Consider the following 15,835-nt stretch of genomic DNA (forward strand, 5'->3'; position numbering starts at 1 on the left):
ATTTTATCACGAGCTCGACGCTGACCTTTTCCGTCAATCCCGGACGTGAGAATCGCGTTACCCCAGATAAAACCATGCTCTGGATAATGCGCCCAGCAGCCGACCTCTGTCACGCGGCGCGGGGCTTTCGTTTTGGGGTTGCGATACAAGACGTTGTAACCGCCATAGCCATCGGCCTGAAGGTATCCCTCATATCCGGCAAGATGGGCGGCAGGATGCTCACCGCCACGCCCTGTCGTAAAGCGGAAGGCCACGGCAGGTGGGGTCATGTCGCCGCTGGAACGGCCATCGCGCAAATAGACCCAGAAATAGGCCGTGTGGCTGCCGTCCTCGCCCATGAGCAAGGTGACCGGCGTCTCGTCGCCATGGATCTTGGGGGCTTTGAGGATATGGGCCAGCAGCCGCTCGCCAAGCGGGGCCATCAGCCAGGCCAACTTGCGGGCCCAGCGGCCCATCACATCACGATCAATGTTCACGCCCTGCCGCCGCAGGATCACGGATTGGCGGTGCCATGGCTGATGGTCAACGAAGCGGCTGACCACCAAATGTGCGAGCAGCGCGCTGCTGGCCATCACCTTGGGTAAGGGCAGATCGATGGCAGGCACCTGTCGGATTGTCTCGCACGACCGGCAAGCGACACGAGGCCGAACATGGCGCAGGACACGGAAGCGGGCCGGAACATAATCCAGCACCTCGGTGACATCTTCGCAGATGACGGTCTCCACCCCGCCACAGTTGCACGGTTCCGGACGATGCTCTGCGATCAGGCGCGGTATATGCGCCGGAATTGGCGCGCGAGTGCCAGCCTTGCGCACCGGTTCCGGTTTTAGCGCTGCGGCATCATCATTGGCGGGCTCGGGGATGGCCTCGACGTCTTCGAACATCATGCGCAGTTGCGCGTTGTCCATCTTCTCGGAGCTGCGCCCGAATTGAACGCGCAACAGCCGTGCGAGACGATGCTCCAGCTTTTCTATGGTCAGGCCCTGGGCTTTGACAGTCTGCTTCGCAACCTTCAGCTCATCCCGATCCACCTCCATAGCCTCCGCCATCTCCCGCAGCATTTTCTGCAGGAGAACAGGGTCTGTAGGAAGGCGATCAAGGTCGAACCGCATGCCTGCCCCTATAGGACAGGAGACCTGAAAATGCTACAAAAAGTGGCGATTTTCTGCGGCTTTATCTCACGCAATTGTCGGTGTGGCGACCTCCTCATGGACAATGGCCTGCCGCCAATCCAGCCCTTCGATCAACATCGCCAACTGCGCGCCAGAGAGCCGGGCGGCGACACCATCCCGTGTCCGTGGCCAAACGAACTTTCCGCGCTCAAGCCGTTTTGCATAAAGGCAAAGCCCCGACCCGTCCCACACCAGGGCCTTCAATCTATCACCTCTTTTGCCCCGGAACAGGAAGACAGCGCCGGAGAAAGGATCAAGCTGCAATATGTTGCGAACCTGGGCCGATAGTCCGTCAAACCCCTTGCGCATGTCGCATGGCGCCAGCGACAGATAGATCTTCGCCGAGGGCGGTAACGTCAGGCTCAACCTTCAAGCTCCCCGACAATCTCGAGGACCAGTCGCAGTGCTTTGCGGTCCACCAGTCTGGTCACCGAGACCGTGAAACCACCACCACGCCGAATGTCGATCCGACCAGTGTCCGCTATCTTGCCAGCAGGCTCTGGCTGCACAAGTTCAACCGGCACAAATCCTGCCATGGCACCGCGCAGCAATTGCTTGCGCCATGTATAAAGCTGGCCCGTTCCAATCCCATACCGACGGGCAATCGCCGCGATGATGGCGCCGGGTTGCGTCGTCTCCTTCAGGATCGCCAGCTTCTCTTCGTCGCTCCAATTCCGGCGACGTTCCACCCGTACGACCGCTCCGCCATCCCGGCGAGCGCCCATACGAGGCTCTTTTGACTGCTCTTCTTCCACTCGCAAGGCCTCCATTTGCCCCGCGAAATCTACGCCGCCACAGTCCCGTGCAAGGCCGGGTTCCGGCGGCGCTTACCGGGAAGCGCTCGTCTAGATTGAACTCATTGATACAGACTATGGCTAGCCGGACGCTCTTCTCCGCGGCGTTCATGAGGCCAAGGAAGATGTTGACCGCGAGTTGCCGCTCTCGCTCCCACCAGTCATCGACGTGTTGGGAAATCTCGTTCGTATCCATCCGGTGAGCACCGCAGACTCCTGATCAGACGATTGGGATCGGCCCAAGCGCCTCAATGATCCTACATTCCGCCACGGTGCCCCCGCTGCATGAGGTGATCACCGCCTGCAATTCCCTGCGCAATGCTTTTAGACCAGCGATCTTGCGATCAACCTCGCGGAGATGGAGGTTGGCGATGTCATCGATGCCCGAACAATCGCGATTGCGATCATCGGATAGAGCGAGCAGCGCCCGGATCTGGTCGAGCGAAAAACCCAAATCGCGCGAGCGGCGGATGAAGGACAGGCGAGCCAGCTCTGCGGCGCCGTAACTGCGATAGTTACCCGAGGTCCTGAGAGGTTTAGCTAGGAGTCCGATCCTCTCGTAGTAACGAATGGTCTCGACCTTTGTGTCGGTCGCCTTGGCCAGATCACCAATCGTGTACGTCATGCTCTTGACCCTGTAGTTGCTTCAGACATTACATAGGAAGCCATTGCCCCCAAGGCGAGGAAGAACCGATGGCTGAACATTGCTGCGGCGCAGACACCGATCATACTACGAGGGTTCAGGACCAGGCATGGCGTCGCGCCCTCTGGATTGCACTGGCGATCAATGGCGGGATGTTCTGCGTGGAAATCATGGCGGGCGTTTCGGCGCAATCCGCCTCGCTTCGAGCTGATGCGCTCGACTTTCTGGGTGATACCGCCAATTACGCGATCAGTCTGGGTGTTGCGGGATTGGCGCTGCGCTGGCGGGCGTGGGCGGCGATCGCCAAGGGCGTGTCACTGACCCTGCTGGCGATCTGGGTGCTGGGCAGCACCATCTGGATGGCGACGACCGATACCTTGCCTGCTGCCGAAACCATGGGCGCGGTTGGCATAACAGCGTTGTTTGCCAATGTGCCTGTGCATTTTTGCTCTGGCGCCATCGGCGAGGCGACGCCAACCGGCAATCTGTCTGGATCTGCTCGCGCAACGACGCCCTTGGCAACCTCGCTGTGGTGGCAGCAGCGCTTGGCGTGTTTGGCACCCGCGCCGGATGGCCGGACATTGCCGTCGCGACAATCCTGGCAAGCCTGGGCCTTCTGGGTGGTGCCCAGATCATTCGCAAGGCGATGGCGGAACTGCATGATGTTCACTTCGCACCGAAATGAAAGCGCCCCCCGCCATTGATGGTGGCACCGGTAAGCGGCGCCCGTAAGACCGTATGTCCGTCTACGCGCTGGGGCAGCAGCAAAGTGCTGTAGCGGGTCTGGCGAAAACCGAGCAAGTTCTCTGCATTGATGAACAGGCTGGCCTTGCCGATCACCAGTTCTCCCATAGCGCCCAGTTCGACATAGAGTTTGCTGTTGGTGCGATAGGGATCGTTCTCCAAATGCTGGCTGCCCGTGTAATAGGCCTCCCATGGGAGCGATCGTAACAACGAGGATACAGCTTGACTTCAAAAGCCCCAATCAGAGAAGGCTCTTAAATTTTGAAATTGCGTCCCCACGGGAGGCACTCAGCGCATTAATGACTGGCGAAAATACGATTGCCGCGGACGCCGAAGGCGACGACATTGTAATGCTGAGCTGGAGCCCCTGTAACTTCCATGCCAACGGCGCCCTGCGGCATCCCGGCAACAGCCAAGCCCTTAACTCCGGTAGGCCGCAGCTTGAGCACCCGCTGCATGTCGGAAATTGGCACATGGCCTTCAAAGATCATCCCGTCTATAACGGCGGTGTGGCACGATACCAATGCGCTTGGGATGCCGAAGTTGCGCTGGAAGGCCACCCTGTTGCGATCATCGATCACCCGCACATTGCGACCAAAGGCCTTCTGCACCTGCGCCGCCCACTTTTCGCAGCAATCACAACCAGGATCCCGGTGCATCACCACGTCACTTGCGGCAAGCGCGGGGCTCGCAAGCAAAGCCAAACCCAGAATTATTGATTTCACTTCGTACCTCCAATCTTTCGTGATCAATGAATTACAAGCACAACTCTTGCTTTGAATTGGGTCAAATTGTCGCCCGGCGCTTTCTTATCTTGATCGGGAATCGCATGATAAGAAGCGCGAGGCCGGTGAGAGCAAAAATCAAGCCCGAGGCAGCGAATGACACCAGCCAGATGTTGTTGAAATTGTCGTGCTCCTTCCAGTCCATGATGTGCAAGCCCCACAAGAAGTCGTAGACCCGCCAGGTGCTGGTCCGGACCGCGAGGATCCTCCCGGTCTCACCGGAAACATAAACGTGCGTTGTACCGTCGATGGCAACTTGCCAGGCAGGTAACGGTCCCCGGAATTCCGGTGACAGGTCCTCGACTTGGGTGACTTTGAGCGCAGGGTTCCCGCCGCCCTTCCAGCTTTCCCGAGCTATTTCAGCCGCCTGATCCATAGAAATCCTTGGCATTCGGACGCCGGTAGACGGATCGAACAACAAGGTCCTTCCGTTTGTCTTCGCTTCGGCCACCAGGCGGCCGTGGTGCATGCGAAGAGTAAGCTCCTCGACTGGGCCGGGTATCGTGCTCAGCAACTCGCCAAGCGGGCGCACAGCCGAAATACCAGCGATTGGCGGCTGTGCCTTGCGATCGACAAGGTGTTCTCCGCGCACGCGCTCTATGGGCAAAGCACTCATCACAAGGCCGCTCGTCATCCAGATGAGGACCTGCAATCCAACGATCAGAGACAGCCATTTGTGCATGCGGCTTGCTGTCAAATGCACTCTGGTACGTAGGGATCTCATGAAAATCTGACGTCCTGTTGTCGCGGCTTGCTTAAATGGTGGCCCGGTTAAGTCGAAGCGCATTCGTCACGACGCTAACGGATGACAGCGCCATTGCTCCCGCCGCAATCATTGGTGATAGCAGGATGCCGAACAGCGGATAGAGAAGACCTGCCGCCACCGGCACGCCGGCGGCATTATAGATAAAGGCAAACACCAGATTCTGGCGGATGTTCGACATTGTCGCCTGGCTCAGGCGGCGTGCACGCAAGATTCCCATAAGATCGCCCTTCAGCAGGGTCACGCCGGCACTTTCGATGGCGACGTCAGTCCCCGAGCCCATAGCGATCCCGACATCGGCCGCCGCAAGCGCCGGGGCATCATTCACGCCGTCACCTGCCATGGCAACCACGCGTCCTTCGCTCTTCAAGCGCGCAACAACAGCACTCTTCTGATCGGGGAGAACGTCCGCCTCGACCTCATCGATCCCGAGCCTGCGCGCGACCGCCTCTGCCGTGGTGCGGTTGTCACCCGTTAGCATGACTACCCGGATGCCTTCGCGGCGCAAGGCGTCGAGTGCCTCGGGTGTCGTCGGCTTGACCGGATCAGCTATCGCGATGGCGCCAGCGCCCTGTCCATCAATGCCGACAAAAATTGCCGTGGCGCCCTCGCGTCGCAGCTCGTCGGCTGCCGCCGCCAGTGCCGACGTATCGATGTTCTGCTCCGTCAAAAAGCGTGCGTTGCCGAGCACGATCCGCTTGCCCTCGACTGTGCCCAGAGCGCCGCGCCCGGTGGGGGAGTCGAACTCGGCAACCTGAGCCAGCACGAGGCTGCGCACCTTTGCTGCGTCGACGATGGCGAGCGCAAGCGGATGCTCGGACGATTGCTCGACCGCCGCAGCAAGACGCAGAACGTCCTCTTCTGTGTGACCCGCTGAGGGCACAATCGCAGTGACCGCAGGACGCCCCATCGTAAGCGTCCCGGTCTTGTCGACCACCAGCGTGTCGACCTTTTCCATGCGCTCCAGCGCTTCGGCATTCTTGATGAGCACGCCAAGGCCAGCGCCTCGTCCTACGCCGACCATGATCGACATCGGCGTGGCGAGGCCAAGTGCGCAAGGGCAAGCGATGATCAGCACCGCGACCGCCGCAACCAGGCCATAGGCAAAGCGCGGCTCTGGTCCCCAGATGCCCCATCCCACGAAGGCAAGAACGGCGATAGCGATCACCACAGGCACGAACCAGCCCGAGACCTGATCGGCCATGCGCTGTATCGGCGCCCGAGAGCGCTGTGCCTCAGCGACCATCTGGACGATGCGGGCGAGCATGGTATCGCGGCCAACCTTCGTTGCGGCAATCACCAATGCGCCAGTCTGGTTGAGCGTGCCGCCGATAACGGTGGCACCCAAGGCCTTGGTGACCGGCATGGATTCACCGGTGACCATGGATTCATCGAGTGAGGAGCGGCCGTCCTCGACAATTCCGTCGACAGGCACCTTTTCGCCAGGACGGACACGCAAGCGATCACCGACTGCGATATCGTCTAGGCTGACCTCTTCATCGCTGCCATCAGCAAGAAGTCGGCGCGCAGTCTTGGGAGCAAGGCCCAACAATGCCTTGATCGCACCAGAAGTGCGCTCGCGGGCCCTGAGTTCCAGGACCTGGCCCAGGAGAACCAGCACGGTGATCACCGCGGCGGCTTCGAAATAGACGGCAACACTCCCATCGGCATTGCGGAACGCCGGTGGGAACAACTCAGGCGCAAGCGCCGCGAACATACTGTAGACCCATGCGACCCCGGTGCCCATCGCGATCAGGGTAAACATGTTGAGGTTTCGGGTCTTGAGCGATGCCCAACCCCGCACGAAAAAGGGCCAACCCGCCCAAAGCACGACCGGCGTAGCCAGCACGAGTTGGATCCAGGTCGAGAGCCGCATCGGTACGATGTGATGAAGCGCGGGGAAAATGTGGCCGCCCATCTCCAGCACCAGCACGGGCAGCGCCAGTATAAGGCCGATCTTGAACCGCCGGGTCATGTCGATCAGTTCGGGGCTGGGCCCGCTGTCGAGACCGACTTCGGCAGGCTCAAGTGCCATGCCGCAGATCTGGCAAGCCCCCGGGTGATCCTGCCGCACCTCGGGGTGCATCGGACAGGTCCAGATCGTCCCAGCAGGCGCATCGACGGGCTCGGGTGGTGTCAGGTACTGCTCGGGATCAGCAACAAATTTGGTGCGGCACTTGGCGCTGCAAAAGTGCCACTCTTGATCACCATGATGTGCATGATGAAGGGTCGCGGACGGGTCGACAGTCATCCCGCAAACAGGATCACGTACAGAATCCGGTTGGTGATTTGCAGCGAGTCCATTGTCGCCATGCTGATGGCTGCCAGATTGATTAGGAGTCATGTGTCTGTTCTCCAGCTGACGCGCTCATCAGAAGGCATCACGATGCTATCGGCGTTGTGTTCGGTGCCAACGTCCCGAGCCATGCTACCAGGACCAGTATCCCGATCCCCAAGCCAAATTCCAGAACAATGCTCCGTCGCAGCGGCTTTAGCGCTCGCTCAGGATCACCATTCTCGACGGCTGCGGAGAGGGCCGGCGTGAGCCGCAACCGGTTCACTCCGGCCAACCCGAGCATGCCCACAAACAAGACCATCTTCAGGGCCAGCAACTGGCCATAAGGTGCCGCCAAAGCGGCCCAGGGATCTCCGTCGCGCAAAATGAAAAAAGCATTTGCGAGACCCGTCAGCAGTAAAATCACAACCAATGAAGATCCGACAGTCGCAAAGTCGGCAAGCACCCTGCACGTCTGCCTTGCCTCGTCAACTTGACCACTTCCCGCGCGAAACAGCATCCACAAGAATCCTGCCAATGCGCCGATCCAGGTGGAAGCTGCAAGGAGGTGAAGTATGTCGGCTGCCAGATGTACCCATCCGACCGTCCCATCGGTCGCCGCACCGTGACCGGACCAGGTTAAGGTGGCCAAAGCCACCCCGCTTGCCAAAGTCTGGACCGCCGAACTGGACAAACGCCACAGGGCGGCTGCAACAGCCATGATAATCACTGCCAATAATGCGGCGAGGCGGACCTTGAGTGTCAGACCTAGGGCTGTGTCCCCAAGCAGGGATTGAACGGTGGCCCGGTCCACTTCGGCAAACGGTATACCGGCCATGCTGCTGACTTGCATGGCGAAGCCAAGAACCGACAGCACTGCCGCCGAGACTGCTACGATCAGCAGCAGCACTGCATGTCGGACATTTGCATCCGACGGGCGATCATCGCCGAGTGACAGGCGCTTGAATGCGGTCAGCCCAAACAATAGGCCAAGACTTACGAAAAGCGCCCATCTCAGGGCTATGATCCCCCAGTCCGCCACGCGATCAGCGCACGGAAAAAGTGAGAGTGCCGTTGATGCTGTGCGTATCGCTCGAGACGACGTGCCACTGCACGTTATAAGTTCCTGCCATGAGGGGCCGCCCGAATGTAGCGACCAGGGTCTTGCCATCCTCACTGACCGAGGTTTTGTATCCGGTCATTTTCATATTGTGGTCGGGCATGCCTGGCATGCCGGTCATCGTGACTTCCATGCCCGAAACAGCGGCGACAAGACGCTCGCTAAACGTCAAGGTGATGCGATTGGTCGGGGCGGTGGCAGCCTTGTCTGCCGGCTGTGCCGTCACGAGCTTCGGATGGGCGAGCGCCGGCGTGGCAATCGCGGCTCCGGTGACCAGGACGCTTGCAATCAAACTGCGAAACTTTTTCATGAATGGCTCCTTCGCGGGCTCAGGGTGCCCGTGTTGAATACGCACCGCGCTTGGACACCCCTCAAAAATTTCTGGGTCCATATGAGTGCATTTCACCTTTGCTGCGTATTCAACCATGAATATGGGAGAAATGAGCCATGACGGACCTTGATCAACTTCTGGAACGACTGCGCAACGAGCCGCCGCCCGCTCGCCTGGCGTTGATTGGACGCGGTCATGGCGGAGCTCGCCAGACGACGGGCCATTGTTCCCATCAACCGTACGGGCCTCAGCCTCGCGGCAGCGATCGCTTTGTTCATCGGGGTTGGTGGTTCGATATTGTCTGGCGCGCCTGCCGATGGCGCGCCCATTTCCCCTCTCGGCGTTCCGGCCGCACTGGCGCCCTCAACCTTATTGACGTCGCGCTGATATGGCTTGGCGAAAGACCCTCGTTTTCGCGCTCGTTGCATTCGCATTCGCGGTCATTGGAGCACTTGCGGGTCAGGCCTTGATCCGCTCTGGCTCGCCGGAAAGCGAGTTGCATGAGATGCTGCACCACCAGCTTGAACTCGATGCCAAACAGGAAGCACAGATCGAGGTGATCGAGCAGCGTTTTGCGGTGCGTCGCCAGGCTTTGGAACTGGAACTTCGCGCGGACAACGCACGTCTCGCCGAGGCGATCGAGTCCGAGCATGGATATGGCCCAAAGGTATCCGAGGCAATCGACCGGTCGCACGATGCGATGGGGCAGATGCAGAAGGAAACGCTTGAACATATCTTTGCGATGCGATCAGCCCTGACCCCGGAACAGGCGTCCAAATTTGATCGGGCGATCGTCAAGGCGCTCACAGGCAGGGAGCAGTGACAGGGCAGCTCTCTGAGCTCGAAGATCAGGACTTGGCTTCGTTAGCCATCGGCGGAAACCAGGCCGCTTGTTGCGAGCTTGTCCGCCGACATCGTGATTGGGTGTACAGGCTTGTTCGCGCGCAGATCGGCGATGCGGTTGAAAGCCTGGATGTCACACAGGGGGCATTCATCGCGGCGTTTAGCGCCCTTGACCGCTTCGATCGTGCGCGCCCTTTCAAGCTATGGCTGGCTCGTATTGCTTTGAACAAGTGCAAGGACTGGAGGCGGCGTGCGCTGGTGCGCAGGTTTATGCTTGCAGCAGCCCCTTTGACGGAAGCTGAAGAGGTGGCTGATCCGGCTCCAGGAGCTGACATCACGGCCTCCGACCGATCCGAATTAAAAGTGACCCTGAAGGCAATTTCCGAATTGCCCGCTTCATTGCGCGAACCCCTCATCCTCCGGACCATTGATGCGCGCGCACAGGCGGAAACCGCGCAGATCCTAGGATTGAGCGAGAAGGCTGTCGAAGCGAGAGTTTATCGGGCGCGAGCACGCTTGGTGGACAAACTCAAAAAAATTTGAGGGGTTGAGCAACGGGCTGCGTATTCAATGACAGCGGCCCCGATCTCATAGGCAGAAACACCCTCATGACAGTCATTGTCGGACGTAGAGATATCCTTCGTGGCTCAGCCCTGGTGGGAGGAAGTATCGCCCTTGCCTCCTTCTTTCCGGCTTGGGCCAAACCTGTATCTTCCGGCATCGTAGCGCCGCTTCCCACCGTCAGTGGTGAAGACATCAAGCTCACAATCGCCCGCCAATCGATGATGATTGACGGGAAGTCGTTCCGCGCGATCGGTGTGAATGGCACGGTTCCAGCGCCCCTAATCAGGCTGCGCGAAGGTCAGCGGGTGCGGTTGCACGTCCACAACCAGCTTGATGAAGACAGTTCGATCCACTGGCACGGTCTGCTCGTTCCACCGGAACATGATGGCGTGCCCGGGGTGTCATTCCCCGGGATTAAGCCGGGCGAAAGCTATCTTTATGAGTTCGATGTAAAGCAAAACGGCACTTACTGGTACCATAGTCACTCGGGACTGCAGGAACAGGAAGGCCATTACGGACCGATCGTGATCGATCCGGCAGGGACGGATCCTGTCCAATATGACCGGGAGCATGTCATTGTGCTTGCGGATCATAGCCCGCTGACTCCTGCTGCGATCTTCCGTCGGCTGAAGGCCAATCCGGGTCACTTCAACTTTCAACGTCAGACCTTGGCAGGCCTTCTCGGAGGGAAGGATCAGCCCCTCAAGGAGCGTCTCGACTGGGGTCAGATGCGCATGGATCCGGCCGATATTTCTGACGTGACCGGCTCGACCTATACATTCCTGGTCAACGGGCATGGACCGGAAGCCAATTGGACGGCCCTCTTCAAGCCGGGCGAGCGCGTGCGCCTGCGGGTAATCAACGCGTCAGCCATGACCACCTTCAATGTCAGAATTCCGGGGCTCTCCCTGCAAATTGTGCAGGCTGATGGGCAAAATGTCATGCCTGTCGATGTCGAAGAGTTCCAGATCGGGGTTGCTGAGACCTACGACGTAATCGTTCGCCCTACAGCGGACTTGGCCTATACCTTTGTCGGCGAAGCCGTTGATCGTTCTGGCATGGCCCGCGCTACATTGGCCCCGCGCCCGGGCATGAGCGCTGAGGTTCCGGCCCTTCGCAAGCGCCCATTGGCCACGATGAAGGACATGGGAATGGACATGCCCGGCATGGGGGGGATGGACATGAAGGGGCGCGGGGGCGACCCAACCGCCGAACAGAACGCGTCCGCAGGTCTGGCAACGACTGCCGCAGTTGCCGGATCGGCCATGGCGATGGGGACCGCAAGTGAACCATCTGCCGCTGCGGACATGTCGGGAATGGATCACTCCTCTATGGCCGGCATGGACCATAGCAGCATGGCGGGAATGGACGGAGCGGCGTCCGGTGTGGTGGACCATTCAGGCCATCAAATGGGATCGATGAAAATGCGCGACTTCGGCAATGCGCCGCAAGTGAAGCGCGATCCGGGAGTTCAGACAATTTCGCCCATGCCAGTCGATCGGATGGGCGACCCGGGACAGGGCCTGGAGGACACCGGCCACAAGGTTCTCGTCTATACAGACTTGATGGCGCTCGAGCGGAATCCCGACGTAAGGGCACCGTCGCGCAGCCTCGACATCCATCTTACTGGCAATATGGAACGCTTCATGTGGTCATTCGATGGCCAGAAAATGTCCGATGTCCACGAACCTATTCCCTTTACCGAGGGCGAGCGTGTGCGCATCAATCTCATCAATGACACGATGATGGCGCACCCCATCCATATTCATGGACACTTCTTCGAATTGGTCACCGGCCATGGCGACCGCGCGCCGCGAAAGCATACAGTTATCGTGCAACCTGGCGGGATCGCCACTTGGGACTTCACGGCCGATGCAGTCGGGGACTGGGCATTCCACTGTCATCTCCTTTACCACATGCATGCTGGCATGATGCGCGTTGTCAGTGTCCGTCCCAAGGGAGACGCGGCATGAGCACGCTTCGTACGGCACTGATGACGGCGGCCACTCTAGGCCTGTCCGCTCCGGCGTCGGCTCAGGACCACTCGATGGACAACATGCCGGGTATGGATATGCCGGCTGCAAAAAAGGCAGTCCCCAAAAAGGCAAAGACGTCTCCGGCGAAGCCACAGCGGGAGACGCCTGCCTCCGTCCAGAAACCCTCGTCACCTGGAGCCTTGCCTTCGGCATCGGAGGTCGATCACAGCAAAATGAATCACGGACCAACAAGCGACACCGTGATGGACCATGGGACAATGGGCGAAATGCCGATGCCAGCTGCGGAAAGCGAAGGGGGCCCAGAAGGTATGGCGATGTCGGGCACGGCATTGCCTCCTGGAAGTGCGCCGCCACCCCCTTTCCCAACGGATCGCTATGCCGACCGTCACTTCCCTCCCGGAGAAATGGCGCGCGCTCATGCGGAAATGATGAAGGAGAGCGGGGGGCTCAATTTCGGCGCGGCACTTCTCAACATCGCAGAATATCAGGCTCATCGCGGCCGTGATGGCTATCGATGGGATGGTGAGGCCTGGTACGGCGGCGACATCAATAGGCTGTGGATCAAGAGCGAAGGTGAAGGCGAGCTTCGCCGTGGTCTGGACAGTGGCGATGTGCAACTTCTGTACAGCCATGCCATCGACCCCTACTTCAATCTGCAGGCCGGTGTACGGCAGGATATAGGGCCATCGCCGCGCCGCACCTATGCAACCATTGGCTTTGAGGGCTTGGCTCCCGGGATGTTCGAGGTCGAAGGCGGCGTCTTCCTGTCGAACAAGGGCGAGGTCATTGGCCGGGTCGAAGGCTATTACGACCAGCGCATCACGCAGCGCCTAGTTTTCCAGCCACGCGTCGAGCTCAATTTCTCCGCGCAGGACATGCCTGAGATCGCGATTGGCTCTGGCCTGTCAAATGTCGAACTAGGCGCGCGGCTCAGATACGAGATTAAGCGTCAGTTCGCGCCCTACATTGGCGTTTCGTATTACCGCAAACTTGGAGACACAGCCAGCTACGCGAGGGCTCGCGGGGAAGATGTTCACGCCACAAGCTTCGTGGCGGGCGTCCGGTTCTGGTTTTAATCTGGAGGCGAACAAAGGGGCATGGATGAAATTGCCGGCGGCAATGCGGAACTGAGCGATCTTGTGCGCCTCGCCTTCGCGCAATCGGCGAAGCATGTTCAACTCATTCTCGATCCGCACGGCAAGATCCTCGCGCTCAATGGCGAAGGCCATCGAGCGGACCAATGGGCGTCTGCCGAGTGCGTAGGTTGCTCGCACGAGTTGTTTTATTCATCTGAAGAAAAGGCCGCGGGCCTGCCGGATATTGATCTGGCCACAGCGGCGCGCGAGGATGGCTACGAGCGGGAAATGTGGCGTTTGCGGCGCTCGGGCACCGAATATCTGTCGCGAATGACGATTACGGCCTTGCGACAAGAGAACACTCTGCACGGCTTCCATGTCATAGCCCGGGATATCACGCACGAGGCGGCCATTCGGGCGGTGAATGACACGCGTGAGCAGCACCTCCAGTCGATCCTGGATACCGTCCCGGACGCGATGATCGTCATCGACGAGTTCGGATTGATCGTGTCTTTCAGTGCCGCGGCACAGCGTCTCTTCGGATATGAAGAGGGCGAAGTCGTGGGCTGCAATGTGAGCTGCCTGATGCCTGCGCCCGACAAGGAGCGGCATGATGACTATATCCGGCATTACCGAGAAGGAGGAGAGCCTCGTATTATCGGGATCGGACGCACGGTGACAGGCCGTCGTCGTGACGGAACAGACTTTCCCATGCATCTCTCGGTCGGCGTCGCCGGGCATCACGGAGACCGCGTCTTTACTGGCTTCATCCGAGATCTCTCTGAGAAAGAACGCGACGATCTCAAAATGCGCGAGCTGCAGGCCGAACTGATCCATGTGTCGCGGCTCAGCGCGATGGGGACCATGGCATCCACCCTGGCGCATGAACTGAATCAGCCGCTGACAGCAGTTGCCAATTACCTTGAGGAAACGAGAGACATTCTCGCCGATCCTCAAGGCACCCCGATGGCCATAGTTCAGGAGGCACTGTCGGAGGCAGCCAAGGAGACCTTTCGGGCGGGTTTCATTGTCAGACGTCTGCGGGAATTTGTCGCGCGCGGTGAAGTCGACAAGAACGTTGAGGATCTGCGCCTAGTTATCGACGACGCAGCGCAGCTGGCTCTTGCGGGCGCCAAGGAAAGGGGTGTCCGCACCTTAGTGAACCTTGATCCGCACGCAAGGCATGTGTTGGTGGACAAGGTCCAGATCCAGCAAGTCCTGGTCAATTTGCTCCGAAACGCCGTCGAAGCGATGGCCTCGTCAACTGTCCGGGATCTTCATATCGCAACCTGCAAGCGTCTCGACGGATTCATCGAGATCAGCGTTCGGGATACGGGGCCGGGTGTCGCCGCCGAAATCAGACCCCGCCTTTTCGAAGCCTTCGTCAGCAGCAAGATTGACGGGATGGGGCTGGGGCTATCGATTTGCCGAACGATCGTTGAGGCTCATGGTGGACGCATTGCAGCAGAATATCCGGACGATGGCGGCACCATTTTCAAGTTCACCCTGATCGATGCCGATGCGGAGGAAGATGATGAACGCTGACCGAGTTGTGCACCTTGTGGATGACGAGGAGGCAATCCGGAAATCAGCCGGCTTTGTGCTCTCCCGAGCCGGATACAAGGTTCATCCCCACAATTCTGGCGTGGAGTTTCTCAAGCAAGCAAGACACGCTCCAATTGGCTGCGTTTTGCTGGACGTGCGGATGCCGGACATGGATGGGCTCGAGGTTCAGCGGGTGATGGCCGAGCGCGGGATCAACATGCCGGTGATCGTTCTGACCGGACATGGTGATGTAACCACGGCTGTGCAGGCCATGAAGGCCGGCGCCGTCGAGTTTCTCGAAAAGCCATTTGAAAAGGCCTCGCTACTCGAAGCATTGGAGCGAGCATTCGGGCGACTGGAGCAGAATGATGCGCGTGAAATTGAAGAGCGGGAAGCCCGCACCAAAATTGCGGCGCTGACGCCGCGCGAACGAGAAATTCTCGAAGGCCTCGCCAAGGGATACCCCAACAAGACTATCGCCTATGACCTTAGGTGCTCGTCGCGCACCGTCGAGGTGCACCGGGCCAGCTTGATGCAGAAACTGGAGGTTCACAGCCTTTCCGACCTTCTGCGAATAGCGATTGCCGCCGGACTGTAGTTTGGGTGGGAGTGTCCTGAATTTCGTGTACGGGGCGGCGGTTGAACATCAGGCCGCCATGGCCCGAACGAAGCGCTCGCCGAAGAGAACGGCAAACTGAGCTTTTGCCATAGACCATTCGCGGGCCGGCATCACCCACTCTTTTTCGGAGCGATGCAGGATCAGATAGAGCAGCTTGCTAGCCGCCTCATCGCTAGGGAAGTGCCCTCTGGCGCGCACCGCACGGCGCAGCTTGGAATTGAGGGCTTCTATTGCGTTGGTGGTATAAATGATTGCGGATTCCGACGATCCCGCCCACCTATTCCGATCTGAAGCCGCCCACCATTCCGAGCAATTTCCGCCCGGGGCATGAGCCAGATCGTGGTGCTTTATCGTTGCAGTTATCGAGGTGGTCAAGCGAGTGTGTTTGAGCCCGTTTTGCGCATGGACTCTCCATCCATTTCGAGCCTGTGAGCATTATGAACGAGGCGGTCCAGGATGGCATCGGCATAGGTGGGATCACCGAGTGTTTCATGATGCCTGTCTCCTTGAAGGGTTCGTCCGTCGTATTTTCGTTTGCAGCACCTGGATCTGGTCGTCGGTCAG

General features: G+C 59.3%; 16 protein-coding genes and 3 pseudogenes. 7 read left to right on the forward strand and 12 right to left on the reverse strand.

The genetic code is table 11. The features are described 5' to 3' along the window. The 4 genes from BGP00_RS00280 to BGP00_RS00295 form a co-directional block, all read right to left on the reverse strand. Positions 1-1,112: IS66 family transposase (locus BGP00_RS00280; RefSeq protein ID WP_292925674.1), on the reverse strand; the 1,112-nt coding region annotated here is incomplete at its 3' end. A 66-nt stretch (positions 1,113-1,178) separates the two neighbouring features. After that, on the reverse strand, positions 1,179-1,538 hold the full coding sequence (tnpB, locus tag BGP00_RS00285) for an IS66 family insertion sequence element accessory protein TnpB (protein ID WP_366522347.1): 360 nt from the start codon (positions 1,536-1,538) through the stop codon (positions 1,179-1,181). After that, entirely contained in the window at positions 1,535-1,927 is a 393-nt protein-coding gene (locus BGP00_RS00290; RefSeq protein WP_292687832.1) for a transposase, read from the reverse strand. The genes tnpB and BGP00_RS00290 overlap by 4 nt, the downstream gene beginning before the upstream one ends. A 259-nt stretch (positions 1,928-2,186) precedes the next feature. Further along, positions 2,187-2,591, reverse strand: coding sequence for a helix-turn-helix domain-containing protein (locus tag BGP00_RS00295; protein WP_292687830.1), 405 nt, complete (start codon positions 2,589-2,591; stop codon positions 2,187-2,189). Between the two features lie 68 nt (positions 2,592-2,659). Here BGP00_RS00295 and BGP00_RS00300 point away from each other — a divergent pair. Next, positions 2,660-3,294, forward strand: a pseudogene (locus BGP00_RS00300) (cation transporter). On the opposite strand, the gene BGP00_RS00305 reads toward BGP00_RS00300, so the two are convergent. The 6 genes from BGP00_RS00305 to copC form a co-directional block, all read right to left on the reverse strand. Next, entirely contained in the window at positions 3,276-3,563 is a 288-nt protein-coding gene (locus BGP00_RS00305; protein ID WP_292687828.1) for a hypothetical protein, read from the reverse strand. The pseudogene BGP00_RS00300 and the gene BGP00_RS00305 sit on opposite strands and share 19 nt — an antisense overlap. Positions 3,564-3,649: 86 nt before the next feature. After that, entirely contained in the window at positions 3,650-4,105 is a 456-nt protein-coding gene (locus tag BGP00_RS00310) for a DUF411 domain-containing protein (RefSeq protein WP_292687826.1), read from the reverse strand. 34 nt (positions 4,106-4,139) lie between these two features. Then, complete coding sequence (locus BGP00_RS00315) at positions 4,140-4,820, reverse strand: PepSY domain-containing protein (RefSeq protein ID WP_292687824.1); 681 nt, start codon at positions 4,818-4,820, stop codon at positions 4,140-4,142. Between the two features lie 73 nt (positions 4,821-4,893). After that, positions 4,894-7,245, reverse strand: coding sequence for a heavy metal translocating P-type ATPase (locus BGP00_RS00320; RefSeq protein WP_292687822.1), 2,352 nt, complete (start codon positions 7,243-7,245; stop codon positions 4,894-4,896). 37 nt (positions 7,246-7,282) lie between these two features. After that, positions 7,283-8,218, reverse strand: coding sequence for a copper homeostasis membrane protein CopD (copD, locus tag BGP00_RS00325; RefSeq protein WP_292687820.1), 936 nt, complete (start codon positions 8,216-8,218; stop codon positions 7,283-7,285). A 4-nt stretch (positions 8,219-8,222) separates the two neighbouring features. Continuing rightward, entirely contained in the window at positions 8,223-8,606 is a 384-nt protein-coding gene (copC, locus tag BGP00_RS00330; RefSeq protein ID WP_292687818.1) for a copper homeostasis periplasmic binding protein CopC, read from the reverse strand. 409 nt (positions 8,607-9,015) lie between these two features. Between copC and BGP00_RS00335 the strand changes: the two genes are divergently transcribed. The 6 genes from BGP00_RS00335 to BGP00_RS00360 all read left to right on the forward strand — a co-directional run bounded on the left by BGP00_RS00335 (position 9,016) and on the right by BGP00_RS00360 (position 15,250). Then, the gene (locus tag BGP00_RS00335) at positions 9,016-9,450 is read left to right on the forward strand and encodes a periplasmic heavy metal sensor (protein ID WP_292687816.1); all 435 of its coding nucleotides are present in this window, start codon (positions 9,016-9,018) and stop codon (positions 9,448-9,450) included. Continuing rightward, on the forward strand, positions 9,447-10,013 hold the full coding sequence (locus BGP00_RS00340) for an RNA polymerase sigma factor (protein ID WP_292687813.1): 567 nt from the start codon (positions 9,447-9,449) through the stop codon (positions 10,011-10,013). The genes BGP00_RS00335 and BGP00_RS00340 overlap by 4 nt, the downstream gene beginning before the upstream one ends. Positions 10,014-10,078: 65 nt before the next feature. After that, positions 10,079-12,007, forward strand: coding sequence for a copper resistance system multicopper oxidase (locus BGP00_RS00345; RefSeq protein WP_292687811.1), 1,929 nt, complete (start codon positions 10,079-10,081; stop codon positions 12,005-12,007). After that, positions 12,004-13,107: a copper resistance protein B gene (locus tag BGP00_RS00350; protein ID WP_292687809.1), complete on the forward strand. Its 1,104-nt coding sequence runs from the start codon at positions 12,004-12,006 to the stop codon at positions 13,105-13,107. Before BGP00_RS00345 ends, BGP00_RS00350 begins: the two co-directional genes overlap by 4 nt. Positions 13,108-13,128: 21 nt before the next feature. Next, on the forward strand, positions 13,129-14,652 hold the full coding sequence (locus BGP00_RS00355) for a PAS domain S-box protein (RefSeq protein WP_292687807.1): 1,524 nt from the start codon (positions 13,129-13,131) through the stop codon (positions 14,650-14,652). Beyond that, positions 14,642-15,250: a response regulator gene (locus tag BGP00_RS00360; protein ID WP_124811061.1), complete on the forward strand. Its 609-nt coding sequence runs from the start codon at positions 14,642-14,644 to the stop codon at positions 15,248-15,250. Before BGP00_RS00355 ends, BGP00_RS00360 begins: the two co-directional genes overlap by 11 nt. Before the next feature lie 48 nt (positions 15,251-15,298). Here the strand turns inward: BGP00_RS00360 and BGP00_RS00365 are convergent. Continuing rightward, a pseudogene (locus BGP00_RS00365) lies at positions 15,299-15,523 on the reverse strand (transposase); the annotation flags it as partial. A gap of 119 nt (positions 15,524-15,642) precedes the next feature. Beyond that, positions 15,643-15,765: pseudogene (locus BGP00_RS00370) on the reverse strand (ATP-binding protein); the annotation flags it as partial. Positions 15,766-15,835 lie beyond the last annotated feature (70 nt).

It is taken from the genome of Novosphingobium sp. 63-713 (genome assembly GCF_001898925.1).
Lineage (GTDB): Bacteria > Pseudomonadota > Alphaproteobacteria > Sphingomonadales > Sphingomonadaceae > Novosphingobium.